The sequence below is a fragment of the Paenibacillus sp. RC73 genome, assembly GCF_044908085.1.
In the GTDB taxonomy this organism is placed as follows: domain Bacteria; phylum Bacillota; class Bacilli; order Paenibacillales; family Paenibacillaceae; genus Paenibacillus; species Paenibacillus terrae_A.
In genome coordinates, this window is sequence record NZ_JBIYCV010000008.1 from 209693 (window position 1) to 236558 (window position 26866).

General features: G+C 46.8%; 22 protein-coding genes and 1 pseudogene. 5 read left to right on the plus strand and 18 right to left on the minus strand.

What is annotated here, in order from left to right; translation table 11 throughout:
* Window positions 1-140 precede the first annotated feature (140 nt).
* Window positions 141-1268, plus strand: coding sequence for a tRNA 2-thiouridine(34) synthase MnmA (mnmA, locus tag ABH897_RS19965; RefSeq protein WP_404592602.1), 1128 nt, complete (start codon window positions 141-143; stop codon window positions 1266-1268).
* 751 nt (window positions 1269-2019) lie between these two features.
* Here the strand turns inward: mnmA and ABH897_RS19970 are convergent.
* Window positions 2020-2214, minus strand: a pseudogene (locus ABH897_RS19970) (recombinase family protein); the annotation flags it as partial.
* Window positions 2215-2327: 113 nt separating this feature from the next.
* Here ABH897_RS19970 and ABH897_RS19975 point away from each other — a divergent pair.
* Window positions 2328-2774, plus strand: a complete 447-nt coding sequence (locus ABH897_RS19975) for a YhfM domain-containing protein (RefSeq protein ID WP_283652958.1) — start codon at window positions 2328-2330, stop codon at window positions 2772-2774.
* Window positions 2775-2825: 51 nt separating this feature from the next.
* Here the strand turns inward: ABH897_RS19975 and ABH897_RS19980 are convergent, their stop codons facing one another.
* Together ABH897_RS19980 and ABH897_RS19985 are read right to left on the minus strand one after the other, a co-directional pair.
* Window positions 2826-3446 carry a hypothetical protein gene (locus tag ABH897_RS19980; protein WP_404592603.1) on the minus strand — a complete coding sequence of 207 codons (621 nt, stop codon included), beginning with the start codon at window positions 3444-3446 and terminating at the stop codon, window positions 2826-2828.
* Window positions 3447-3482: 36 nt separating this feature from the next.
* Window positions 3483-4052 carry a hypothetical protein gene (locus ABH897_RS19985; RefSeq protein ID WP_044648697.1) on the minus strand — a complete coding sequence of 190 codons (570 nt, stop codon included), beginning with the start codon at window positions 4050-4052 and terminating at the stop codon, window positions 3483-3485.
* A 448-nt stretch (window positions 4053-4500) separates the two neighbouring features.
* Here ABH897_RS19985 and ABH897_RS19990 point away from each other — a divergent pair, with 448 nt between their 5' ends.
* A complete protein-coding gene (locus ABH897_RS19990) occupies window positions 4501-4752 on the plus strand; it encodes a hypothetical protein (protein ID WP_404592604.1) in 252 nt (83 codons plus the stop codon).
* Window positions 4753-4944: 192 nt separating this feature from the next.
* Complete coding sequence (locus tag ABH897_RS19995) at window positions 4945-5775, plus strand: PPK2 family polyphosphate kinase (RefSeq protein WP_404521009.1); 831 nt, start codon at window positions 4945-4947, stop codon at window positions 5773-5775.
* A gap of 147 nt (window positions 5776-5922) precedes the next feature.
* Here the strand turns inward: ABH897_RS19995 and crcB (ABH897_RS20000) are convergent, their stop codons facing one another.
* The 14 genes from crcB (ABH897_RS20000) to ABH897_RS20065 form a co-directional block, all read right to left on the minus strand.
* Entirely contained in the window at window positions 5923-6279 is a 357-nt protein-coding gene (gene crcB / locus ABH897_RS20000; protein ID WP_404521010.1) for a fluoride efflux transporter CrcB, read from the minus strand.
* A complete protein-coding gene (crcB, locus tag ABH897_RS20005; RefSeq protein ID WP_283657263.1) occupies window positions 6276-6677 on the minus strand; it encodes a fluoride efflux transporter CrcB in 402 nt (133 codons plus the stop codon). The genes crcB (ABH897_RS20000) and crcB (ABH897_RS20005) overlap by 4 nt, the downstream gene beginning before the upstream one ends.
* Window positions 6678-6783: 106 nt before the next feature.
* Complete coding sequence (locus ABH897_RS20010; protein WP_404592605.1) at window positions 6784-8094, minus strand: replication-associated recombination protein A; 1311 nt, start codon at window positions 8092-8094, stop codon at window positions 6784-6786.
* 362 nt (window positions 8095-8456) lie between these two features.
* On the minus strand, window positions 8457-10598 hold the full coding sequence (locus tag ABH897_RS20015; RefSeq protein ID WP_404592606.1) for a HelD family protein: 2142 nt from the start codon (window positions 10596-10598) through the stop codon (window positions 8457-8459).
* 401 nt (window positions 10599-10999) lie between these two features.
* On the minus strand, window positions 11000-12796 hold the full coding sequence (locus tag ABH897_RS20020; RefSeq protein ID WP_404592607.1) for an ABC transporter ATP-binding protein: 1797 nt from the start codon (window positions 12794-12796) through the stop codon (window positions 11000-11002).
* 97 nt (window positions 12797-12893) lie between these two features.
* Window positions 12894-14192, minus strand: coding sequence for an NCS2 family permease (locus ABH897_RS20025; protein ID WP_404592608.1), 1299 nt, complete (start codon window positions 14190-14192; stop codon window positions 12894-12896).
* A 49-nt stretch (window positions 14193-14241) separates the two neighbouring features.
* Window positions 14242-14991, minus strand: coding sequence for a tRNA threonylcarbamoyladenosine dehydratase (locus ABH897_RS20030; protein WP_014282962.1), 750 nt, complete (start codon window positions 14989-14991; stop codon window positions 14242-14244).
* Window positions 14992-15147: 156 nt separating this feature from the next.
* Complete coding sequence (gene aspS, locus ABH897_RS20035) at window positions 15148-16926, minus strand: aspartate--tRNA ligase (RefSeq protein ID WP_283652969.1); 1779 nt, start codon at window positions 16924-16926, stop codon at window positions 15148-15150.
* A gap of 84 nt (window positions 16927-17010) precedes the next feature.
* Window positions 17011-18255 (minus strand): histidine--tRNA ligase, encoded by a 1245-nt coding sequence (gene hisS, locus ABH897_RS20040; RefSeq protein WP_283652970.1) that lies wholly within the window; start codon window positions 18253-18255, stop codon window positions 17011-17013.
* A 666-nt stretch (window positions 18256-18921) separates the two neighbouring features.
* Window positions 18922-19374 (minus strand): hypothetical protein, encoded by a 453-nt coding sequence (locus ABH897_RS20045; protein ID WP_283652971.1) that lies wholly within the window; start codon window positions 19372-19374, stop codon window positions 18922-18924.
* A 50-nt stretch (window positions 19375-19424) separates the two neighbouring features.
* A complete protein-coding gene (locus tag ABH897_RS20050) occupies window positions 19425-19931 on the minus strand; it encodes a type 1 glutamine amidotransferase domain-containing protein (RefSeq protein ID WP_283652972.1) in 507 nt (168 codons plus the stop codon).
* Window positions 19932-20091: 160 nt separating this feature from the next.
* On the minus strand, window positions 20092-20316 hold the full coding sequence (locus tag ABH897_RS20055) for a hypothetical protein (RefSeq protein ID WP_152643857.1): 225 nt from the start codon (window positions 20314-20316) through the stop codon (window positions 20092-20094).
* Between the two features lie 39 nt (window positions 20317-20355).
* Window positions 20356-20802: a D-aminoacyl-tRNA deacylase gene (dtd, locus tag ABH897_RS20060; RefSeq protein ID WP_137064039.1), complete on the minus strand. Its 447-nt coding sequence runs from the start codon at window positions 20800-20802 to the stop codon at window positions 20356-20358.
* Window positions 20803-20938: 136 nt separating this feature from the next.
* Complete coding sequence (locus ABH897_RS20065; RefSeq protein ID WP_283652973.1) at window positions 20939-23116, minus strand: RelA/SpoT family protein; 2178 nt, start codon at window positions 23114-23116, stop codon at window positions 20939-20941.
* 268 nt (window positions 23117-23384) lie between these two features.
* Here ABH897_RS20065 and uraA point away from each other — a divergent pair, with 268 nt between their 5' ends.
* On the plus strand, window positions 23385-24695 hold the full coding sequence (gene uraA, locus ABH897_RS20070; RefSeq protein WP_044648345.1) for a uracil permease: 1311 nt from the start codon (window positions 23385-23387) through the stop codon (window positions 24693-24695).
* A gap of 140 nt (window positions 24696-24835) precedes the next feature.
* Here the strand turns inward: uraA and ABH897_RS20075 are convergent, their stop codons facing one another.
* On the minus strand, window positions 24836-26794 hold the full coding sequence (locus ABH897_RS20075) for a methyl-accepting chemotaxis protein (protein ID WP_404592609.1): 1959 nt from the start codon (window positions 26792-26794) through the stop codon (window positions 24836-24838).
* Between the last annotated feature and the right edge of the window lie 72 nt (window positions 26795-26866).

Below are 26866 nucleotides of genomic sequence, written 5' to 3' on the forward strand. Positions count from 1 at the left end.
GCCATTTGAAACGGCTTTGGCCCATTTTATAGAACTTTCTCCCATCGTTCTCTGTGTCGTTGGATCGTCCATCCATCGTAACTTATTATCGTTTATGTTATAATAGGAGGGTTCTACAACAATATTGAGAGAATTGGGTGATGACCATGGCTAAAGCCAATCATGAAACCCGTGTCGTCGTCGGCATGTCCGGGGGCGTCGACTCATCCGTTACCGCGCTGCTACTGAAGGAGCAGGGCTATGACGTAATCGGCATCTTCATGAAAAACTGGGATGACACGGATGAATTTGGCCGTTGTACGGCTGAGGAGGATGCGGAGGATGTACGCCGTGTCTGTGAGCAGATCGACATTCCTTACTATACCGTCAATTTTGAAAAAGAATACTTCGATAAGGTATTCACGTATTTTCTTGATGAATATAAGGCTGGACGTACTCCAAACCCGGATGTCATGTGCAACCGTGAAATTAAATTCGGCGAATTTCTCAATAAAGCGCTGGATTTGGGCGCGGATTATGTCGCTACAGGACATTACGCTCGGGTTGTGGAAGAAGACGGCCGTTTCACCTTGCTGCGGGGCGTGGACAGCAACAAGGATCAGACCTACTTCCTAAATGCATTGAGCCAAAAACAATTGTCTCGGACTATGTTCCCCATTGGTCATTTGCCGAAACCGGAGGTCCGCAAAATTGCGGAAGCCGCAGGATTGTATACGGCCAAGAAGAAGGACAGCACTGGCGTATGCTTCATCGGCGAGCGTAATTTCAAGGAGTTTTTGAGCGGGTATCTGCCTGCTAAAGGCGGAGACATGGTGGATATCGCTACAGGTGAAGTCAAAGGACGCCATGATGGTCTGATGTACTATACACTCGGCCAACGGCAAGGCTTGGGCATAGGCGGCTCCGGTTCAGGCGAACCGTGGTTCGTAGCCGACAAGGATCTGGAGCGGAACATTTTGTATGTGGTACAGGGCGACCGTCACCACAGCTTGTATTCCACCAGTCTAATTGCAACCGACGTGAACTGGATTGAAGGCGCGGATACGCGTCCGTCCGGCGAATTCCGTTGCGCAGCCAAGTTCCGTTATCGCCAGCCTGACCAGCAAGTGACTTTACAATGGCTTGAGGATGGAACCGTACACGTCGCATTCGACGTACATCAAAAAGCCATTACCCCTGGACAAGCCGTCGTATTTTACGATGGTGAACGGTGTCTGGGCGGCGGAACCATTGACAAGGTTGAAAAGCTCCAGCCTGAAACGGTTTAAAGTAATCCCCGTTTGATGTTGGCATAAATGCTTAAACAGGAGGCGTCTCTTCTATCTATGGGGGGGACGCTTTTTTTATGAAAAGATGCTCTTTTCTCCATTTGGGTATATTATGTAGACAAGATATCAATAAGCTTCTCATCTAGTCTCATTAAACCTCAAAAAACCTTATTGTATCAATGCTTTTCGTTCACTACTTTTCATTCTAGTCATATCGAATTACCATTAGCTGAAGAGTATCCATAATAAGGTGTATGCAAATTAAATCCCCCTTTATTCAGATAGGCCAACTATGTAAAAAAGCTCGCCCCTTTTTATTGTTAAGGGGCAAGCTGAAATTGTACTTTTTTCAAATCACTATGTTATCCCACAATTCTAAAATAGTCTTGTCGGCAATCTTCCCATTAGCAAACAACTCTCTTGCTGATTCAAACGACTGCGAAAAACTGTCTCTTTCACGAGTAAGAAAGTACTCTTCTTCATTCTGGCTAATCCAATAGCTATCATTCTTATAGTAACTTGTTCATGAGGCCACTCTGGATGCTGCTTTGAATTTCCATGATTCGTATAGTCTACATCGCGTACAGCTCTTCCATTCTCATCATAATATCTTCTTGTTTTTATCTCACCTGTATTTTTATCCAGAATATCAATAGATGAGTTAGGTTCACCTTTAGCCGGATGTGGATTCGTTGTCGTACTTGTATGATTAGATGAAGGAGTACCCTAACAAATCAGGCGTGATCTCCTGCTTAGGACGACCAAATTTCACCCCTGCTGCTTTGGCTACCTCTATTCCTTCACTTTGTCGTTGTTTATTTTTCAACCTTTCCTGTGCAGCTACGTAAGCAAGCATACTTAGGAATTGATCCTCAAGAAGCCTTCCAAAATCACCCTCACGAATCATTAACCGCATTGCCTGATAGCGAGGTCGGTCAAAATTCTTCCCACACTATTATCTATTTTTATACATTACAACAAAATTATTCTTTAAACTGAAACATTTCACCAATTCGGATCGTCTATAGAGTAAAATTCAGAAAGGGGATTTGTTCTATTATGCGGAAGAATGGAATATTGTTTTTGATTATCGTGTTGTTGTTAATAACAGCTTGTAGCTCTAACGCTGAAAAAATAGTTATTTCTCAAAGCGGGAAGGGGCAGGAGAAAATAATAGTCTACAAACTACAGAAGGACGCAACACTGCAACAACAAACAAAAAAAGATGTAATTGCTACATTTAATGATACTTCGGACACTATGATATTTATCAATGCAATTAAGGAATCAGAAAAGTTATCAGGTATAGTTAATACGGATTCTCCAAATTACGAAGTTACATTCCAAAAAGATGGAACAAAAGATTCTTATTATTTATGGATTAACAATAACGATCCAACCAACAATGCTATGTATGTGAATAAGGACGATACTCATACTGCGTACAAGATATCAGTCAACTCCACAAATTCGATAAATAAATTACTTGAGAGAATTAAAGATTAGCTAAAAAGGTCTGTTCTTTTGTTTAAATAAAGAACAGACCTTTTTTTGAATTTATTTCAAATCATATTTTTCCAATACTGATTTTCGGAATTGTTCTTTTGAATCTTGTTTTTTCCCCGAAATACTAGGGGATTGAGAAGAAGGTTCAATAGCAAACTTTCCGAGATCCATATTGATTACGCTATACTGTCCTTGTGTATTTTTCTTGAGAAAAATAATACTTTTTTCATTTTGCTTCAATTCAGTATAATCCTCATAAGCTATTTTTTTCTTGCCCCCAGCATCTTTAATATAAGAAATCGGTTCGACTATAGACAAAGGTTCTTCTGCGTTCAGTGCTACACCTTCGGGTGACTTAATTACCTTGTCAATTTTTACATTAGTAAGTGTGTAAAAGTCTTGAATAGTGCCATCATCAAAGCTCGTAACGATATGTTGACGATCGTCAAAACCCTGTAAAGGAGTCCCTATCACAATAAGTTCTGCATTGGAGTCCAACTCGTCTGCCGTTCCGTATTCAATATAAGAAGCTTCTAACGAGATTTTTGGAGTATTTAATTCTGAAAATTTTGGAGAAGCATTCGTGGATGTAAAAAAAAGACTCCCTGAAGCAATCAGTCCCCCTACCGCTAATACAGAAATACCCAACTTTATTTTTTTATTAAAAGTCATAATAGTGCCCCTTCCCTAAATTAGTTATTACGCTAATTAGTTTCCCCACTTGGCAATTAAGGATTGCTTGTCATATGCTTGAACACCGATAGACTGAATACCTTGTTTCATAACAGAGCTACTAGAAGTTGATGGATGCGCTTGAGATAACGTATGGCCAATCTCATGGGTTGCGTTGGAGGTTTTTTGTGCGGAATTCATACCGAAAGCCTCCATCTGATTATGATAAATTGCCACAGTAGCAAATGCCCATCTATCGCTTACACCTGCTACACCACCAGATGTGTTATAAGGAGTCGTTACTCCCAATAAACCAGAAGTAGCTGTAGAACCAACATAATATTTGTCTGGAGTTCCACTCGTCGATGTCGTTTTACCGATGTTTACTGATCCAGACGCAGCGCTCCAATCAGAACGTGCGGTATCATAGGCACTGGTATAGCCATTCGTAGAAACAGAGGAATCATAATATGCATTAAAATTGGCTGAGCTTCTCCCTCCGGTAAAGCTAGTTGCAAAAGAAGTGGAACTAATAGAAATCACGGCAATAGATAATATTCCGACCATGGAAAAAAGCTTTTTCTTGGAAGCTAATAGTTTTTTCAAGGTTAGCACCCCTTTTAGGAAATTTGGAAATCTTATTATCATTCCTGACGTAACAGAAAACCACTAAATCATTGGCAGCACTTGCTACACTCACTACTAAGTCCAAACGCATCCACCAGTATTAAAGACACTACAACTAGAGTCATTGAGATTTTATTTTATTTTGTTTTCAACTCAATCCTCCCTTTTATTTGGACATTTCCACTATTAATATACAGTCTATTGTTACAACAATCTACCATTTAAACAAAATATTTCATAATTCGACATCAATTTGATTCTTTATTCCTACTTGAAATGTAAGTTTATAGCTCTGCTTCAGGCTCAATATACGCTTTTTGAAGCTCAAGGCTTCATAAAAATTTCGGGTTTAGATCGCTTACTTCTAATTAACGATATGGAAAAGAGTACTCAAGTCTACCTATCTCAGCAAGAGTAAGTCTTTACCATGTCAAATCGTTCATCAAAATACTTCAATCGTAAAAATCAGGCCATATTTAGAAATCTCAATGTTCGATTGATATCAGACGAAGTAATTGAAATGTTGCAGAAGCAACATGAAAGAGTCTTTATGGAAAAAGAATTAGCTGGAGAAATGTATGTAGATATTGAATTAGTCTGTTGCACAAATATTTGGAAAGCAAGTTTTCCCAAACACAATTACAAGGCTGATGAAAAGAAAGATAGAATAATTTACTGAGTAAAAAGAAGTATCTGATCCACTAGAAATTGAAGAAAAATTCTGTGACCAAAAGCGTGACCAGAAAGTCGAAAATGTAGCCGTTTAGACCAAGAAAAACACTGATACATAAGGAAATTTTGATAACACCCCCATTTGGGTATATGATGTAGACAAGATATCATACTTCAATTGAAAAGGAGCGTGCCTTTTATGTCTGATTCATTAGGAATGCTGACACCGGGTAAAAAAGTTTCTTTAAAAGAATGGAACCCCAAGGATACGAAGGATATCAAAAATAAAGAAGAAATTCAGCAGGAAACAGATCAATTGAAGGAACGCTTCGCGGAATTACAAAGCAAATTATTTACGGAGAAAAAACAAGCCGTTTTGTTTGTATTTCAGGGTATGGATTGCAGCGGAAAAGATGGCGTCATCAAGCAGGTATTTTCCAACCTCAATCCGGCGGGGGTGACTGTCCACAGTTTTAAATCACCTACAGCCGAAGAATTAAGTCACGACTTCCTGTGGCGTGCCCACAGCGTAACCCCGGGACGTGGATATATCGCGGCATTCAACCGCTCTTATTATGAGGATGTACTGATTACACGTGTTCACGGTCAGGTATCCGACAAGCAGGCCAAACGAAATATTAAACACATCAAACATTTTGAACAACTGCTGCTGGATAACGGTGTAAAGGTCGTCAAAATCTTTTTACATATTTCAAAGCAATTCCAGTTGGAAAAGCTGATCGACCGAATTGAAAAGCCGCATAAAAACTGGAAACTTGATCCAAGTGATTTGCAGGAACGTAAATTTTGGAAGCAATATACCCAATATTATGAGGACGTGCTGGAGCTAAGCGCAACCAAGCAGGCTCCGTGGTATGTCGTTCCTTCGGATAACCGTTGGTACAGGGATTATACTGTGCTGCGCATTGCCGTCCAAACGCTGGAGGAGATGAAGCTGTCCGATCCTGAACCAAGACCGGAACTGGAATCCCTTTTGCCTGAGCTGTATAAAGAACGGGATAAAAAATAGCTTCGCAGGCGCAAGTACTCTATCATGTGTTTGTTAACATATCAAATAAAAAAAGCTTTCAAAGCCTTACTCATGGCTGAAAATGCCGCGTGAGGGATTTGGAGGCTTTTTTTGCGTTTTACAGACTATTTTGGAGACTTATAAAGTTCAACTAATCATATATCCAGCCGCCGCCGCCGTTACTCCTACCACCACGGAAGACAGCACATAGACAGCCGTACGCCGATATTCTCTACGTTCGATCAGTTGGAGAGATTCATACCCGAATGTTGAAAAGGTGGTATAGCCACCACAAAAGCCTGTTCCCAGCAGCATCCAGAGTACAGGAGACAGATTATGCTGCGTAAATTCGCCGTACAGCCAGCCGAGCAGCAATGAACCACTGATGTTAATGATCCACGTTCCCCCCGGAAATGCGGTGCCAAACCTTTTTCCAACCCACATGCCAAGCCCGTATCTCGCCAATGTACCGACCATTCCACCTGCCGCCGCCCACCAGATCATAAGTTGTCCTCCTTGGGGGCAGCTTGCGTCATTTTCGTGCCCAGACGAATACCTGTCCATGTCAAAAACAGACCTCCACATACACTGAGCAACAGATACAACACAGCCGTAAGCGCACGATCATGAACCGTCAGACGCACGGCATCCACTGCAAAGGTGGAAAAGGTTGTAAAGCCCCCAGTAAAACCTGTTCCGATGGCAAGTCGCCAGCGAGGCTTGATCCGCCACGACCGCAAAGTTACCGTAAAGAACCAGCCGAGAAACAGACAGCCGATCCAATTAATGAACAGTACGCCAAGTGGAAAATCGGCCCCTGCCGCAGGCAGCAATGTTTGTACGCCGTAACGGGCAGAGGTTCCGAGTGCTCCACCTGCCCCGACGAATAGCACGTCTTTCATCTTTATATCCCCTTCTTCACTCTTGCAGTATTCATGGTGTAACCATAACAGCGGCTCGGCTGAACCTGATCTTACACACTACGTATATCCGTCTGCTACATATATTTTACGACTGTGAATCCCGCCACTGCTGGTTTTGTCTGATTTTCGACTCATTCCCCTGCTCTGTAGCCTGGTAAAAGGTCCGGTCTGTTATCGAATCAGGCAAATATTGCTGTTTCACATAATGGTTCGGATAATTGTGCGGATATTGATAACCGACATGACCGAGCTTCTCCGAGCCTTTGTAATGTGCATCTCGCAAATGCAGCGGCACCTCAGCAGATTTGATGTCGTCCATAGCCGACATGGCCCGTGAAATCGCCGTATATACAGCATTCGATTTCGGACTCTCCACGGCGAACAAAATAGCCTGCGCGATGTTCAGCTTGGCCTCCGGCCAGCCGTTATTGCGATAGGCTTCAAGCGCACTCACTGCCTGCACCATCGCCTGCGGATTTGCCAGGCCAATATCCTCGCTGCTCGCTGCGATAAGACGGCGGAGAAAGGTCATCGGGTCCATGCCGAGCTTCTCCACAGCGTACAGAAACCAGAACAGCGCCGCGTCGCTAGAGCCGCGAATGCTTTTGTGAAAGGCGGACAGCACGTCATACTGCGTGGACTCGTCTGCCTTGACAATCGGGCGGCGAATGGATTCCTCCGCGACTTCTAACGTCACGTGAATCGTGCCGTCTGCCAGCGGAGGCGTCGTGAGCGCCGCCAGTTCCAGCGCGTTCAAGGCGCGGCGGATATCGCCGTTCGCCATGGACGCGATGTGATCCAGCGCAGCTTCGTCCACCTGAAGCTGCATATAGCCGAGCCCCTTGTCCGCATCACCCAAGGCACGGCGCATGGCTGCCAGCGAATGCTCCTGCGTCAGCGATTCGAGCTGAAATAACGTAGAACGGCTTAGCAAGGCGCCGTTTACATAGTGAAAGGGGTTTTCGGTTGTGGCGCCGATAAACACGATCGTACCCTTTTCCACCGCAGGCAGCAGTGCATCCTGGCGCGAGCTGTTGAAACGATGTACCTCATCGAGAAACAGGATCGTCTTTTTGCCGTACATCGATTTATTCGTTTGTGCACGGTCAATGACTTCCCTCACGTCCTTCACTGACGCTTCCACTGCATTCAGGCGGACAAATTCGCCTTGCGTGTGTTGTGAAATAATATGCGCCAGCGTCGTCTTGCCACATCCCGGCGGCCCGTACAGGAGGATGGAAGAAACCTGGTCTGCCTCTATAGCTCTTCGCAGTAGCTTGCCCGGACCGACGACATGCTCCTGTCCAATATATTCGTCCAGCGAAGTCGGACGCAGTCGGTCAGCAAGCAACCGATTGCTTGGCGTCGACTCTTGGGAATATGAAAATAAGTCCATTTCATTCACTTCCTTATGGTGATATGAGGGAACACTCTACCCCTGTGGGGTCCATATACATCGCGTTCGCTCATGCGGTTGAAACCTTGAAATTTCAAGCGATCTATTATCCTAAAAACGGTATGAACCGCCTTTTATTCTACCATACCCGCAGACAAGTTGCAGATAGCACAGTCACGGCATGGCTATATATTTACATACCTGCAACCTGGCAAGCAAAAGAAAGAACAGCCGAACGAAAGATGAATTTCGTGGCTGTTCTTATTACTGATATGACATATGACTCCCATGATGTTCACCATTATGGTAGCTTAAGCAGTTACTACGCATCCACTTAGACGCTAATTTAAAATACCCTTTCCTTACTTCACCTGTTCCTGTACATAACTTGGAAGAGTACCCTCATGTAACAGCCACAGCTCATGCAGCGCACGGGTACAGCCCACATACAGCAGCTTGGCATCCCATGCCAGCTCTCCATAATGTTCTCGGTCGGCATCCGCTACAATGACTGCGTCGAACTCCAGCCCTTTGGACAGGTACACAGGTAGAACGGACAATCCGCCTTCGTATTGCTTTTTACCGCCGTCAATCAGATTCACATCTAATCCTGCATTCGTAAAAGCCTCATGCAGCTCCACTGCCTCCTTCAAGGTACGCGTCAGCACAGATACAGTGCGATATTCCTTGGAAGAAAGCTCTTGCAGAGCGGTCAGCAAACTCTGTTCACGCCCCGATGTACCGTATGGCAGTGTGCGCACCGGATCGCCGCTACGGAATACCGGAACGGCCGCAATGCCGCCGCGAACCCCCTGCTCCAAAATCGTATTTGCAAACTCTATAATCTCCAGCGTAGATCTGTAGCTTCGGGTAAGTGCAAAATACCCCGTATGTTCCGGCGCAAAAAGAGAACTCATTTCTTCCCAGGCATGTACGCCACGGTATTCGTGAATACCCTGCGACAGATCACCCAATATCGTGAATGAATGCCCTTTAACGAACAAATCCAATAGTGCGATATGAAAAGGTGAAAAATCCTGCGCTTCATCAATGACTACATGGTCAAAACGTTGAGACGATTCTACCTCATGAATCAGCACGTGAAGATATACCAACGCAGTAAGATCCTCTTCGCGGATAACCTGTTTACGCAGATCCGACTGTGTGGTCTTAAAAATAGCAGCAGGCAAAGAAGCCTTCAGCTCCGCAGCCGTGTCTGCGGGTAATCCTTTTGCTGCCTGAAAAAGCTGCTTGTAAAGCGTCAGCGCGTCGTATTGGGGCCATTTTTTAGCATATGCCTTTTCCCGGGGTCCCGCTTTTTTCTTGCGTTCCTTGAGCGCAACCGCCGAGGGCGACTTTTTCAGCTCCATTTCAATCCAGCGATGGACTCTTGCAAGCACGCGTTCTTTTCGCTTTGCAAGCGGATAGGGCTTGTATTCCTCATTGAACCAGTTCAAAATCTCGGCTCGCGGGAGCACCGCCCCATCCCATGGTGAAAAATCTCCCTCCGGCACCGAGACAGGCTCCAGCCGTTCCACAAAAGCTTGAAGCAGCTTCATGAAGTGAATCGAACCTTTGAATCGCCCCGGCGCCTCATCCATAGATTCCGTTCTGAGGCTGCCGCTTTCAAACCAATAAGCTAACGTTTCAGCAGGATCTGCTATAGGTAAATCCAGACCCAACAGGTTAAGTGCCCAGTCCGCAAATGTACTTTGCTGAATATTTCCGACCCCCAGCTCTGGAAGTACATCTGAAATATAATCGAGAAACATATGGTTCGGTGCAAAAATAACCATCTTGTCCGCCGATACTTGCTCCTTGTATTGATACAGCAAAAATGCGAGACGATGCAGCGCTACCGTCGTCTTGCCACTACCCGCTACCCCTTGAATGACGAGGGCTGTATTTTTAGCGGCACGAATGATTTGATCCTGCTCTGCCTGAATCGTAGATACGATATCCCGCAATCGATTATCCTTGTTCTCTCCCAGACGATAGACGAGAAATTCATCGGAAACCGCAGGCTCGTCGCTTTCACGATTATACGTATCAGCTACCCGTTCCAGTATTCTTTTACGAATGACAACGTTGCGCTTTAGATACACCAAGCCCTCAATCGTTCCCTCTGGAGCCTCGTAGGACGCGGTTTCTTCACCGCCTGTAAAAGAATAAAACAAGCTGGCAATCGGCGCGCGCCAATCAATCACAAGCGGATACGCAGACGCTTCCTCGCGCTCCACTCCGATTTTGCCGATGTAGAGCGGCTTACGCTGTCCCCTGCCACGTTCGTCAAAATCCATGCGTCCAAAATAAGGCTCCTGCGCACTTTTTGCCAAAGCCTGGCGTTTTTCCTCCCGCCCGGATTCCAGCACCTGCTCCGTAAAATCATGTCCCGTGTACACCGGCGTATTGCGAAGCCGTTCCAATCTGCGATCAATTTCTTCCATAGCAAGCGACAGCCTGTGCTGTTCTTCTTGATAGGCACTTTGAAACCCGTTCTCCATTTCAGTTACCTCCTAAGAATATCAAGTCTCGATTTCTGTATCCCATTCATTTGCTCCGACACAAAAAAAGGAAAGTAAGCGTAACACATTAAACCCAAAAAATCCAACCTTATTTCCTAATACGCCCATTTCTATATGAAAAATCCTTGCCCTTGGCTCTTATGCTCTTGTTCTTGGATCTTGATCTTAGCCCTTGAACTTCCCCTGCCCTTCACATAAAGTATGGACCCTTGCGGCACCAGCGAAGCGGGTGATTTGAATCCGAAGAAGCGGAGCGTTCGCCTTTGCCTCTGAATTCCAACCTTCTGTCTTATTACAATCAGAGGAATTCAGAGGCAACAGCGATCGGAGGATCAAATCACACGCGAAGCGGCCTCAAACGCGCTCCATACTCCTCTCCCTCACACTTCCACAAACTGCTTCTGAGCCAGCTCTCGGTACACTTCATGGGACTCAATCAGCTCCGCATGGGTTCCTGCACCGGTCACCTTCCCCTTGTCTAACACGATAATCTGATCGGAATGAACCACAGTAGACAAACGGTGAGCGATAACAATGGTCGTACGGCCTTCCATCAGATTTGCCAGCGCTTTCTGCACCTCATGTTCGGAAGAGCTGTCCAGACTGGATGTAGCCTCGTCCAGCATAAGAATATCCGGGCTACGCAGAAGCGCACGAGCAATGGCAATCCGTTGACGTTGCCCACCGGAGAGCTTCATCCCCCGCTCACCCACCTCAGTCTCATATCCTTGCGGTAAATCCATAATAAATGCATCCGCATACGCCATCGTGGCTGCTTGTCTCACTTCCTCCAGATCAGCTTCCCGTCCCAAGCCATACGTGATGTTATCTCTGACCGTTCCGGTCATCATCGAGCTTTCCTGGGACACATAGCCGATTTTGGAGCGCCAGGAGGATAATGTATACAATGATATCGGTTCGTCTCCATAACGAATCTCTCCTGTATCTGGTATATAAAAACGCTCCAGCAACGAAAACAGAGTGGACTTGCCGCTCCCGCTCGGTCCGACAAATGCAGTTGTCCGGTTAGCCGGAATGACCAAGCTGGCATGATGAAGAACCTCTTCACCTTCGGTATAGGAAAAGGCAACATTACGCAGCACGATATCCCTGCTTTCTTTTGTTGCTTCCTGCTTCAATTCCAGCGGCTCCTCTTCATGATCCAAAATAGTCTGAATTCGTTCCGTGGCACCTACCACCTTTTGCAGACGTGAATATAAGGTCGTGAACTGGGCCATCGGTGTAATCACCTGAAACAGCAGCAAAATGAAAGCTACCAAATCCCCGGCAGTCAGCACACCCGATGCGACGCGAACACCACCAACACCCAAAATAATGACCAGCACTGCGGTCAGCAAGAAAGTAGAAATTGGACCTACAAGGGCCAAAATACGTGACTCTTGCAAACCAAAGCGGAACATTCGGTAAATCCGATCCTCTCCGGCCTGTGCTTCCCTGCTTTCCGTCCCGTATGCCTTTACCAGCCTGATCTCTCCGATAACCTGACTCAGTACCGAGGTCAGATCAGCCATCTCATCCTGCTGCTTTTTGGAGATACGGTACATTTTCCTGCCCACGGGAAATAAAATCAGCGCTGTTAATGGAACGATAGCCATAATAATGAGTGTCATGACCCAATCCAGATAAAAAAGCAAGGCAATACCGCCAATAATGGCAATTACGTTAGAAATCAGATTCACAAGATACTCTGTAATCAGGTTCATAATGAGGCTTGTATCATTGGTGACACGACTCATCGTATCCCCAGAACGATTCCGGTCAAAATACGGAATGGGAAGAGACAAAATTTTATGCCATAAGCGTTTGCGCAAATTAGCCACAATTTTGTGTCCGGCATAGTTCAGCATATAAATGGAAACCGCTGAAGCCACAGCCTGGAGCACGAAGGCCCCAAGCAAGCCAAAAATGACCATTCTGTTCAATGAAGAAAAGGTCAAACCATCGATCAGTCCCTTGGTCATCAGCGGTACAATTAAACCGGCAGTCGTCTGAATCAGAGTCAGGATCAGGGCGATAATAAGAATGGCCTTGGGAGGATGCGCACTCGCAATCAATTTCACAAACCGTCCCATGCCAGCCTTATCAGGTCTTTTACCCAACTTTTCCTTCATCCGGTCCTGCTGTTCATCTTGCTGTAGATTATGCTCCTTTTCCATAAACCATCAACCTCACTTCCTGTCTGACCATTCTTGTCCAGACAACAACACCCGCGCTCTGCGCGGGTATGAACAGTACAGCCTAAATTTGAGTTTACTACACCAGAGAATGAAGCACAAAGTTAGCCACAAACAATACGGAAATGATATACAATGCGACAGGCACTTCCTTGCCGCGCCCTGCTGCAAGTTTGGCTACGGGATATGCAATAAAACCAAATGCCATCCCGTCTACAATGCTATAAGTAAAAGGCATCATCACCATGACCAGAAATGCAGGAAACGCCTCGGTAAAATCACTAAAATCCATTTCACGCACATTTTGCACCATCAGACCGCCAATGATGATGAGCACGGGTGCAATGGCACTATCCGGAATGTAAGCTAGCAGCGGAATAAAAAAGAAGGTTGCCCCGAATAAAATGGCAGTTACCAGCGGCGTCGCCCCTGAGCGACCTCCTGCTGCAATACCCGCCGTCGATTCCGCAGCCGCTACCGCCGGACTGCTCCCTAAAATACCGGCAAAAATATTGGTTACCGCTAACACTCGCAGGCTGTTCTTGAACGTGTCCGGTCTTCCGATCATGTTGGTCTGCGCTGCAATCATCCCAATGTTTTCGAACAGAACAATCAGCAGTAGCAGAAAAACAGCGATCCAGAAGGCTACCGAAACGATGCCTGAAAAGGATAGCTCACCAAACAATTGCCCATACTGCCGCACTGTTTCAGAGGTTCGCACCCCGCTTGTCGGTTCTACAGCTCCCAGCACGTAAGCAAGCCCTGTTCCTGCCAAAATACTAATCAGCAGTCCTCCCTGCACGTTGCGCACAAACAGCACAATAGCGAGCAGCAATGTTACACAAGCCGTGATTACCTTTGGATCATTAAAATGGCCGATAGCGACAAAAGTCGTTTGGTGAGCAATCACGATGCCACTTTTTTGCAATCCGATAAAGGTCAAAAACAAACCAATTCCTACCGTAATTCCGTGCTGCAAATTATGGGGAATTGCCTGGCTAATCAGCTTGTACAAGGACGTAAATGCAACAACGGCGAATAAAATGCCTGTAATGGTGACCACCATCAATGCTTCCTGCCAGCTCAGCTTCATAGAGTGTACGAGCGTATAAGTGAAAAAGGCATTAATCCCCATCCCTGGTACCACAACCATTGGGGACTTTCCGCCAAAGGCCATAAGCAGGCAGCCGATAATCGACGTGAGCAGTGTACCCAGCATTGCCCCTTGTAATGGAATCCCGGCATCTGCCAAAATGGTCGCATTGACCATTACAATATATACAACGGAAAAATAGGAAATGGCACCAGCAGCCACTTCCTTTTTCCAATGATGCTCGGGTTTGAAACCGAGACTTCTGGACAATAGTCCACCCTTCATACCAAAACCCTCCAGCAAGTTGTTCGATCTGTACCTACTAATTTCAGACTTACACGCCAGCGTTGTTTAACAAATCCTTGACAGCCACACTGACCATGATCAATCCTGCCACGGGAGGTACAAAAGCATTACTCGCAGGCGGCTGCTTCGCCTTTCGGATTTCGGGTGCGTTCGCAGGTACGATTTTTTTCGTAATCTCTTCACGCGGCTTCATCGGTTCCTCATCCGAAAATACGACCTTGACACCTTTTGTAATGCCTTCCTTACGCAGCTTGGTGCGGATTACACGGGCAATTGGGTCCATTTTCGTTTGGGAGATATCCGCCACCTGAAAACGGCTTGGGTCCATTTTATTGGCCGCGCCCATACTGGAGATCATCGGAATGCCCCGCTTCAGACATTCCTTGATCAAATGGATTTTGTAAATAATCGTATCCGAGGCATCCAGCACATAATCCAGATCGTACTTGAACAGCTCCTCATACGTTTCTTCCGTATAAAACATGTTCAGTGCAATCGCTTCACATTCAGGATTAATCAGCTTCACGCGCTCTACCATCAGATCAGCCTTTTTTTGGCCTACCGTTGTCGTCAACGCATGAATTTGGCGGTTAATATTAGTAATATCCACGACATCCTTATCAATCAAAATGATGCGTCCAACACCCGTACGCGCCAGCGCTTCCACTGCAATGGAGCCGACACCACCGATACCTAGCACGGCTACCGTGCTATTTTTCATAACCTCTAGCCCCTCAGTCCCGATGGCCAGCTCTGTTCTTGAAAATTGATGCAGCATATGGTATATATCCTCCCTCACTGATTTAGACACTATGCTTGAACTCCATGCATACAAACCACGAACCCATTATCCATAAGAGGGTAACGGGTTCATGGCATTTTTCTTCGCTATTCACAGGCCCAAGTAAGGCACTTATAGAATCAAATGTTCGTCTTAAGCTTTAGGAGCAACTGGCTTCGGAGCAAGACGGATATGAAGCTGCTCCAATTGAGCTTGATCCACTTCGGATGGTGCATCCATAAGCAGGTCTGTCGCACTGGCTGTTTTCGGGAATGCAATCGTTTCACGCAGGTTTGTACGGCCTGCAAGCAGCATTACAAGACGGTCAAAACCGAAGGCAATACCTCCATGTGGAGGAGCACCATATTCGAACGCATTCAACAGGTAGCCGAATTTATCTTTAACTTCTTCCGGCGACAGGCGGAGAGCATTGAACATTTTTTCCTGAACATCACGTTTATGGATCCGCATCGAGCCGCCGCCCACTTCGTAGCCGTTCAGCACGATGTCATAAGCCTGGGCACGAACTTGACCCGGGTCTGTATCCAAGAGGGCAAGGTCTTCGTCCTTCGGACGTGTGAACGGATGGTGTTCCGCCACATAACGTTTTTGTTCTTCGTCATAGCCGAGCAGCGGGAAGTCTACAACCCATGCAAATTTGTATACGTTGTCGTCGATCAGACCCAGTTGACGGCCAATTTTCAGACGAAGCGCGCCCAATACATCAGCGACTACTTTTTTGTTATCCGCAGAGAAGAGCAGCAAGTCGCCTTCTTCGGCTCCTGTACGCTCTCGCAGAGCTTCGATTTCTTCCGGTGTAAAGAATTTAACGATAGGCCCCTTGAATTCGCCTTCTTTCACTTGAATCCAAGCCAGACCTTTGGCACCATAACGTGCAGCATAAGGACCCAGATCATCAATGTCCTTACGGCTCCATGTGCCACAGCCCTTAGCATTGAGGACTTTAACCTCGCCGCCCTTTTCGATTACAGAAGCAAATACCTTCACGCCGCTGCTTGCCACGATATCATTGACATTAATTAACTCAAGGCCAAAACGCAGATCCGGCTTGTCAGAGCCGTACTTGTCTATCGCATCTGCATGTGTAATCCGTTGGAACGGTGTTTCGAGTTCGACACCAATCGTCTCTTTGAACAGTTTGACCATAAGCTTCTCCATCATAGGCAACAAGTCATCCTGTTGCATGAAGGAGGTCTCAATGTCGACCTGGGTAAATTCAGGCTGACGGTCAGCACGCAAGTCTTCATCACGGAAACAACGTGCAATTTGGTAGTAGCGCTCTACGCCACCCACCATTAGCAATTGCTTGTAAATTTGCGGCGATTGCGGCAATGCAAAGAACTCGCCCTCATGCACACGGCTTGGCACCAAATAGTCACGAGCACCCTCCGGCGAGCTTTTCGTCAAAATCGGTGTTTCCACTTCGATGAAATCTTCTCCGTCCAGGAAGTCACGGAATACTTTTGCTGCTTTGGAACGCAGTCTCAGCGTCTGGTGCATCTCAGGACGACGCAGGTCCAGATAACGGTATTTCAAACGCAGCGACTCGTCTACTTCCACGCCATCCTCAATGAAGAATGGAGGTGTTTTGGCTGCATTCAATACTTCAATTTCCGTAATACGTACTTCAATTTCACCAGTAGGCAGGTTCGCGTTAATGGTTTCTGCATCCCGCTTGACGACGGTACCGGTAACCTCCAGCACGTATTCACTACGAACACGGTCCGCGATTTGCAGCGCGTCACCGGAATATGCCGGGTTAAACACGATTTGTACAATCCCGCTGCGGTCACGCAGGTCGATAAAAAGTACGCCTCCCAGGTCACGACGGGTTTGTACCCAGCCGTTCAATGTAACTGTTTCTCCGATGTGCGCATGGGTTAATGCGCCGCATTGATGACTCCTTTTCATAATACACACTCCTGTTTATGTTTTAGTAGTTGATGCTATCTAACCAGCCGAAGGAAGTTCCACCCGACTGAATGTTACTCTGGATTAACCTAGCTCTTCCACCAGTTGATCCAGCTTGACGGTACGCTGCTCGCCAGTTTCCATGTTTTTCAGTGCAATTTCACCGCGTACCAGCTCATCCTCGCCCAAAATCGCAGTATATCGTGCTTTAAAACGATCTGCCGATTTCATCTGTGCCTTCATTTTGCGACCCAGATAATCTCGCTCTGCGGCAAATCCGGCTTGGCGCAGCTTGAACAGCTGTCTGGTCACTTCCGTTTCTGCCGCTTCACCCAACGCCACCATATAGACATCCAGCGGCTTGGCTTCGTTCAGTTCGACACCCTGATGCTCCAAGATTAGCTGAATCCGCTCCAGTCCGATGCCGAAGCCTATACCCGGCTGATCCGGTCCGCCCAGATCGCCAACCAATCCGTTGTAGCGTCCGCCTCCACCGATGGTGTCAATGGCTCCAATTCCTTCGGCTTTAAATTCGAACGCGGTCAACGTATAGTAATCCAGCCCCCGTACCAATCGCGGGTTGACTGTATATTCCACGCCCATGGCGTCCAAATTTTGCTTTACCTTCTCAAAATGCGTGCTTGATTCCTCGTCCAAGCTATCCAAAATGGAAGGCGCACCGCCAAATTTGTCCTGGTCATCCTTGCTATCCAGCACTCGCAACGGGTTACGCTCAATACGCGCTTGGCTCTCCTTGGTCAATGTATCCTTGATCGGCAACAGGAAATCTACCAGATGCTGACGGTAAGCTGCACGACTGGCTGCATTGCCGACTGAGTTAATCTCTACCTTTACCCCCTTCAAGCCCAACTCACGGCAGAACTGATACCCGAAAGCGATAACCTCTGCGTCCAGTGCAGGATCTACCGCACCTAAAGCTTCAATACCGAATTGGTGGAACTGGCGCTGACGTCCAGCCTGTGGACGCTCATAGCGGAACATTGGACCGATATAATACAGCTTCGTTACATCCGGCTCCCCATACAGCTTGTTCTCCACATAGGAGCGAACCACGCCTGCTGTCCCTTCCGGACGTAAAGTCATACTACGTTTTCCTTTATCCTCAAAGGTGTACATTTCCTTTTCCACCACATCCGTTGTTTCACCCACACCCCGAACGAACAAATTCGTTTGCTCGAACATCGGTGTACGGATTTCACGATAATTAAAGCGGCGGCTAATTTCGCGGGCTTTTTCCTCGACAACTTGCCATCTTTCTACATTGCCCGGCAGCAAATCCTGCGTTCCCGTCGGTTTTTGAAAGGCCATTAACATATCCCCCCGTCTGTGTATTTCTTGTTTCAATATAAAACAAAAAATCCCTCGCCCTGTTAAATTAACAGGGACGAGAGATTGTCGTTTACGAATCACCCGTGGTACCACCCACATTCCGGAGTTTGCCTGGACAACCAGCGTAAAAAACGCTCAGTGCCCGTCAGCATTGCGCTGACTCCGCTCATACGTATAACGCCCGTAACGCGCAGTACGGCTATTATGCAGGATCATCGCCTGTTTGGTACAATTACCATGTACTCCAAGCGTGTATGCCTCAATTGTTCGCCGTCTGTTCTCGGGGAAGTCATTCGTCCGCTCATCAAGGGAATTTTTACAGCCTGGAAATTCCTCTCTGCGCTTGTGGGTTCGGAGTACTTGGTCCCGTCATCAAATCATTTTTCATTATTTTATGATTTTAAAGAACCGCTTCGACAAAGTCAAGACATTCCCTTCACAATAAGACAAATAAGTCCTATAAAAAGAAAATAACCTGCGGAAACGGTCCGCAGGTTCAAAAGATATATCAAAAGGGGGTCATGCTGTTATTATAAACAACGAATATTAAGGAATGATGTTTCGAATATTACAATTGTATTACAGCCGTTCTATAACATCTGAATTCCTCAATTTTTCGACAAACCCGTGACAGTTTTTTCAGCTTTAATCCAATTGTGCTACATAACCGCGATTGGAACGAAGCTTATGAACAACCTCATCGTAGTCAGCATCGTTCACCTTCGCAGATAACACATACCGTAATTCATCCTGATCACCGTTAATGTAGACGTCTGTCGCATGAAGTAGGCCTGTGTCGTGATCCGTCGTTCCGCTGCGGTCTTCGTTCAAATCCCTGCGTGCAGTGCCACGGTCAGCCTCGCCATTCTCCGCCTCTGGAATAATGTTCTCACTATAAGCCCCAGCGACAGGTATCGCCGCGCCAGCAGTGCCAGTGTTGTTATAGGGTAACATTGGGATTAATACCCGCGTGTCCCTGCCGAGCGCATCATCCAGCGCACCTACTTCCAAATGCTCCGTTCTATAGGCTTGCAGCGAAGATCTGGCGCCCTCAGCTTCATCTTCAGTGCGAAAATAAGCCTGAATTTGCTTTTCCATATCAAATCCTCCTCAAAATGGGATTGTACAGGCATGAATTCCAGTGGAATTTACAGTACCTTCAACAGCTCACGCACAAAAGCAGGCTCATCTTTAGGTGTACGAGACGTAATAAAGTTTCTGTCCACAACCGCCTCGCGATCCTCAAAATGCGCACCCGCATTAATTAAGTCATCCTTCAAAGGAGGATAAGCTGTAATCGTCCGTCCCTGTAACAAATCAGCGCTCGCCAAAATTTGCGGACCGTGGCAAATCGCGCCGATCGTTTTCTTTGCTTCATTAATTTCAGTCACAAATTTTAGAACATACGCATCCAGTCGCAGATTTTCCGGGGATGATCCGCCGGGAATAACGACAGCATCATAGTCACTTGACTCCACATCCGCAATGGATTTTTCGATGGTGTAGCTTACTTTTCCCTGCTTGCCGTTCACCTTTTCGCCTTGTTTTAGCCCGATAATATCCGCCTCATGTCCGGCTTTCTTTAATTCATCGTAGGGCACTTGCATTTCGGAATCCTCAAATTGGTCGGCCAACAAAAACGCAATTTTACTCATATCGTTCAGATCTCCTTTCCGGTTATCCTCAAAGATGAGTTGTAAGTTAAGTTTGTGACAAATTTTGATTTGTCTACCACGCTTTGTTATTACCCGCTTGATCTATTTTTATAACAATTCGAAGCAGTGAAAAAGAAAAAGGAGCCTCTCGGCTCCTTCCCTATCTGCGTGGCAAAGCGCCACGTCCCGGCTTGTCCATAGCTGCTGCAACATGCTGCAATAACGTATCACTCTCACGAGTGAGGCTGGTTGCCTCCTGAATGCTACCGGGAAAAAAAAGTGCAGCAGTTCGATAACCGTCCATTTTCGGGGTTTGACGCATGGCTTCGTCTCTCCTGTCACCCTTAAAGCTATCCATCTGGCTAAACACCAGCGGAGATGACATTATCCTCCCCCTTGAACGGTCATTTTATACTGCTCCACGTTACGAACGTTCGCTATCCAGAATCAGCGTTACCGGACCCCAGTTGGTCAATGACACATCCATCATGGCCCCGAAAATTCCCGTCTCGACCTCCAAGCCTTTTGCTCTTAGCTGACTGTTGAAAAAATCATACAGCTTCTCTGCTTCCTCAGGCTTGGCCGCCCCCATGAAGTTTGGTCTTCTGCCCTTACGGCAGTCACCATACAGCGTAAACTGAGAAACGGACAAAATAGCTCCGCCAACATCCAGCACACTGTCGTTCATTTTGCCTTCAGTATCCTCAAATATACGTAATCCCGCTGTTTTGTCCGCCAAATAAACGGCATCGGCCGCCGTATCTCCCTGACCAATACCAACCAGCAGCATCAATCCGGTTCCGATCTTGCCGACCACCTTTTGATTAACCGCTACCTGAGCGTCTTTACAGCGTTGAATAATAATCTTCATCGCCTGTCCGCTGTCTCCTTTATCCTTGCCCTTTAAAAGCCTCCTACAGGCACGCCACGTCTCTTTTAGCAACATAACGTGCTCTATACCAAAATGCGTTACAAAGGCTGTAAACCTATTTGCACACCCACAAGGGCTATTGCATAATCCGGTGAACAGTGTACACATCTTTCACCCGTTTGATTCGTTCAACAACAGAGTGCAAATGATCCGTATTGCGGATGAGAATCGTAATGTGAATCATCGCCATTTTATTTTTGTCCGTACGGCCTGTAACGGCTGAGAAGCTGGTTTTATTTTCTGAAATAGCCTGAAGCACCTCGTTCAACAAGCCGTTACGATCATGTCCCGTAATCTCAATATCGACGCTGTAATTCACTTCTGCGGCTTCTTCCCACTCAACCTCGATCACACGCGCCTGATCTTCGCCCGTACCCGAAGGGATATTAGGACAATCCGTGCGGTGAACAGATACCCCGCGTCCACGTGTTACATAACCGATAATGTCGTCTCCCGGCACAGGGTTACAACATCGTGCAAAACGAACGAGCAAATTGTCTACGCCTCTGACGCTGACACCATTGGTCGGTGTTTTTTTCCGTTCGCCCTGCGGCTTATATTCCTTGACCTCGGTCGTCAGCTCAATCAGCCGCGCCTCTTCTTGCTCTCGTCGCAGCTTCTCCGTCAAACGTGTACAGACCTGCGCTGCTGTAATTCCACCGAAGCCGATGGCAGACAGCATATCCTCGATATCGTTAAAAGAAAACTTTTGCGCAACTTCCTGAAGCTTGTCGTCGCTCATCCACACCGAAGGCTCTATATCGCGTTTTCTCAGCTCGCGTTCCAGATTCTCACGGCCTTTTTCGACATTCTCCTCACGCTTTTCCTTCTTGAACCACTGCTTGATTTTACTGCGCGCGTGAGAGGACTGGGCAATTTTGAGCCAGTCCTGACTAGGTCCATAAGAATGCTTGGACGTCATAATTTCGACGATATCGCCGGTTTTAAGCCGATAGTCCAGCGGCACAATTCTTCCGTTTACCTTGGAGCCAATTGTGCGGTTCCCGACTTCGGTATGGATCCGGAAAGCAAAGTCCAGCGGAACCGATCCGGCTGGCAGCTCAATAACCTCTCCTTTTGGCGTAAATACAAAAACAAGGTCGGAGAAAAAGTCCATTTTGAGCGATTCCACAAATTCCGACGCGTCCTTCGCCTCATTTTGCAACTCCAGAATTTCGCGAAAAAAGGTGATTTTATCCTCAAAATTGGTGTTATTCGATCCATTTCCTTCTTTGTAGGCCCAGTGAGCCGCGATCCCGAACTCAGCAGTACGGTGCATATCCACCGTGCGAATCTGTACCTCGGTTGGTTCGCCATTCGGACCTACTACTGTCGTATGAAGGGACTGATACATGTTGGCCTTAGGCATGGCTATATAATCTTTAAACCGCCCCGGCATCGGCTTCCACAATGTATGGATAATGCCCAGTGTGGCATAGCAGTCCTTAATGTTATCCACGATGATCCGAATCGCCAGCAAATCATATATTTCATTGAATTGCTTGTTTTTCGTCGTCATTTTTTTAAACACACTGTAAATATGCTTGGGACGCCCGGATAGATCGGCCTGAATGCCCATCTCTTCCAGCTTCTCAGCGATGCGTTCTATAACGTTATCAATAAACTGCTCCCGTTCTGCCCGCTTCTTATGCATCAAATTGGCGATGCGATAATATTGCTGAGGATTCAGATAGCGCAAAGCAATATCTTCCATTTCCCATTTAATCGCTGAAATACCCAGTCGGTTCGCAACCGGACAGAAAATTTCCAACGTTTCATAAGCGATCCGGCGCTGGCTTTCCTCGGACTGGTATTTCAAGGTGCGCATGTTATGCAGACGATCCGCCAACTTGATGACAATGACGCGAATGTCCTGTGCCATGGCAATAAACATTTTTCGATAATTTTCGTTCTGTTGTTCTTCCTTGGAACGGAACTGGATACGCTCCAGCTTCGTCAGACCATCGACAAGCATCGCACATGTATCGCCAAAATGCTCGCGAATCTGCGCCAAAGACACTGTCGTATCCTCCACAACGTCATGTAAAAGAGCGGCGATAATGGAGATGGTATCCATCTGCATATTAACGACGATATCAGCAACCGCAAGCGGATGCAGAATATAAGGTTCACCGGACTTGCGAGTCTGGCCTGAATGGGCCTGCTCGGCAAAATCGTAGGCTTCCCTGATGCGGATAAGATCTGCTTCTCTGGTATAGGCCCCGGCCTTTTTAAGTAATTGCTCTATCCCCATTCTGCTCTATTCCGTGTCCTTTCTATGCAAAATGGAACCCGCCGATCATGTCGCGCAAAGGTTCCCTTTTAAAAGTGATTTCCTATAATTATGACGGTTACCACGTCACACGTCAACTATTACAGGTTTGGCATTGTCATGTCATTCCGACACATATAGGTCAATGAAATCAGGATTGTTGGCGAAATGAAACGAATTATATTGAAAAAAATACGAAAAGTAATTAATGTATATAAGAATAATTGAAAGAACTAAGGAGTGAACTGCGTTGCAACGCGAAATTCAAGTTAATGAAAAGCTTCCGGCAGGACCCGGGTTCCTGCTCAGCGTACAGCATTTGTTTGCCATGTTTGGCAGTACCGTGCTGGTACCGAATATCTTCGGTGTCGATCCCGGCATGATTTTGCTAATGAACGGAATTGGCACATTGCTGTACATCTGGATCTGCCGTGGCAAAATTCCCGCCTATCTCGGCTCCAGCTTCGCTTTTATCGCTCCAGTTAGTCTCGTGCTTAAAAACAACCCTGGTGGCAATGGTTATGCCATGGCCCTCGGCGCTTTCATTGTTACAGGTATTATTTTCTGCCTTGTTGCGCTGGTGATCAAATATGCCGGAACCCGGTGGCTGGACGTTGTATTCCCACCGGCTGTCATGGGCTCCATCGTAGCCCTGATTGGTCTGGAACTGGTTCCGGTTGCAGCAGGCATGGCAGGCATTATCAATGCCGATCCCACCAAAGCCTGGACCCCGGATCCCAAAACCATTACCCTTTCCCTTGTTACACTAGGTGTCACTGTTCTGGGAGCCGTGCTGTTTCGCGGGTTTGCCAAAATCATTCATATTCTGATTGGTATCGTGGTGGGGTATGTGCTCGCTTATTTTATGGGTATGGTAAACACGCAAGCAATTGCGGATGCTCCTTTTTTCGGACATCCTGCAATTACCACTCCAGTATTTAACACCTCGGCTATGCTGACGATTCTTCCGGTCGCTCTGGTCGTTATCGTGGAGCATATCGGGCATTTGCTTGTGACTAGCAATATTGTCGGACGCGAGCTGTCCAAAGATCCCGGCCTGCATCGTTCGCTGCTGGGTAACGGTATCTCCACTATCTTTTCTGGTTTTGTTGGCTCGACGCCCAATACAACCTATGGTGAAAATATCGGTGTCATGGCATTAACGAAAGTGTACTCTGTATGGGTCATTGGCGGGGCCGCTGTCATTGCCATCCTGTTGTCCTTCTCAGGCACCTTCTCGGCGATTGTTTCCAATATCCCGGCTCCGGTCATGGGCGGCGTATCCTTGCTGTTGTTCGGTGTCATCGCTGCTTCCGGTCTAAGAATCTTCGTGGAGCAAAAAGTTGATTTCGCCAAGCCGACTAACATGCTGCTTGCTACGGTCGTACTGGTCGTCGGAATCAGTGGTGCTACACTCACTTGGGGCGCTGTTACCCTCAAAGGTATGGCGTTGGCTACAATCATCGGGATCATCCTTAGCTTGTTCTTCAAGCTAATTGACGTACTCGGCTGGTCCAATGATAAAACTCAGGAACCCTTGACAGAAAAAACACCGGATTGATGCCTGTCCCATCACATTAAAAATCGCCGACTCCATGTGCTGCGAATGAACACCACCTGCCAAAACGGCAAAGCGTGTTGAGCCACAGTCCATGGAGAACGGCGATTTTTTTATTGCAGCGCCTGTATTTTCAAACAACATCACACACGAAAATGGGATACCACCTGATTGAGCGTGTCAGAAACGCTTGTAAGCGACTTCGCTGAGCTATCCAGACTTTCCAACGCTTTCAGTTGCCGTTCAGATCGTTCAGAGGCTTGCCCAGCACGTTCAGCAGAAGCTTTTGCAATATCGGCAAGGTAACTAATAGATGCCGCAACTTCCTCTGAGCCTGCTGACATTTGCTCCGAAGCCGATGAAACCTCCTGCACTTCAATCGCCACCTGCTGGATATCCTGATTCATCGCAGCAAAACGCTGTTCCACCTCCTGCAAAATTGCCACCCCTTCATCCATCTCCAGAGCGCCTTGTTGCATCCCTTCCATTGCTAATTTCGTTTCTTCCTGCATAGATCGGATTCGGCTCGTAATTTGCTCCGCTGACTGGCTGACATTTACGGCAAGCTTGCCGATCTCTGAAGCCACAACAGCGAACCCTCGGCCATGCTCACCCGCACGTGCGGCCTCAATAGAGGCATTCAGCGACAGTAGCTTGGTCTGCCCGCTAATTTCCTGAATGATCCCGATAATGCTGCCGATCTGGGCCGACCGTTCATTCAACGAACCTACTACCTTGCCTGCTTCATCCATAGATACCTTCGCTTTGTGCATTCCTCGGGTGACCTCGGTCAAACGTTCATTTCCTTGATGAGCCTTATGTTCAATGCCTGTGGTAGCTTCAGATACTTGCTGTATGGATTCGGCAATACGTTGAACGCCAACAGCCATTTCCTCCATCGCAGTCGCACTCTCTGCCGCAGCAGCCAACTGTAGTTCTGCGCCTTCTTTTACCTGAGCCAGCTCGTCAGCATTGTGCTTCGCATCCTCAGCTGCGCCAGAAATATCCCCGGAAATAGTTGAGGATACCGTCGTAATCACGCCGGATTCTTCGCTCAAGCGACTTGCCATCCCCCTTGTAGCAGCAATCACCTCATTGATTCCCTCTGCCATTTGACCAAACTCATCTTTACGATGATGAGATACTTCAACTGTATAATCTCCAACGGCCATGCGATTCGTTATCTGCATTATTTTTTTAATTTCTTTGACCATTCCTGAATTGCTAACCAGCAAAGCCCCCATGATCAACAGGATTCCGATAGCACTAACGATAAGGAGCAGTTTAAGCATTTCGTTCGCAGGACGATTCAGCTCCGAATCCGGTAGCAGCACCCCAATTTTCCAACCGGTTTGCGGTATTGTATCATACAATATCCGATAATCCTCATTCCCGATGGACGCGGACAACTGCCCGGAAGCACCATTTTGGATAGCTTCTGCCTCCTCCATACCCAACACTTTCGCCAGCGGTTCACCTGCTTTTATGGATTGGAGTCCCGATGACAGGATCGCTCCATTCTTGTCCATCAAAACCGCGCTTCCTTGGGCACCGAATTTCATCCGTTCGATATAGGCTTGAATACTCGCCATACTTAAGTCACCCGTAATGACACCCATCAGCTTACCTGTTCGGTCATAAAATGCTTTTCCGGCAGTAATCATATTTACTTTCATTTTGGAATCGTAAAAAGGCTCCGTAAAGTTTATATCTTTACCTCGCTCAACAGCCCCTGTATACCACAACTTTGTTAAATAGTTATATTGGGGATCATCATATTCAGTCGTTTGCTTCATTTGTTTACCATCTCTATACACATAATTGGATCGATATGTCGTATCAGGCTCATACGCATCCTTGGCGAAAAAAACACCCAGACCATAGGTCATATCATTCAATGCCAACTCTTGTTCATACAAATGACCATAATCTTCAATTTTCGTTCCTGTCCCCAGCTGTTCTGCACTCTTGGCCAGCATGGAGACAAGTAAAGCATGCCGATCCACATTAGCTGCAATATCTGCTTTAACTCCCGACAGAGAGTGGGTAGCATTCTGGCTAATTTCCGCGTCCAACTTTTGCTTGGCGAAAAAGTAAGACAAAAAACTGATTAAAATCAAAGTCAGAAGCACAAGGGGAACCAAGGTAGAGAATGTTCGTGCTTGTAAGCTTTT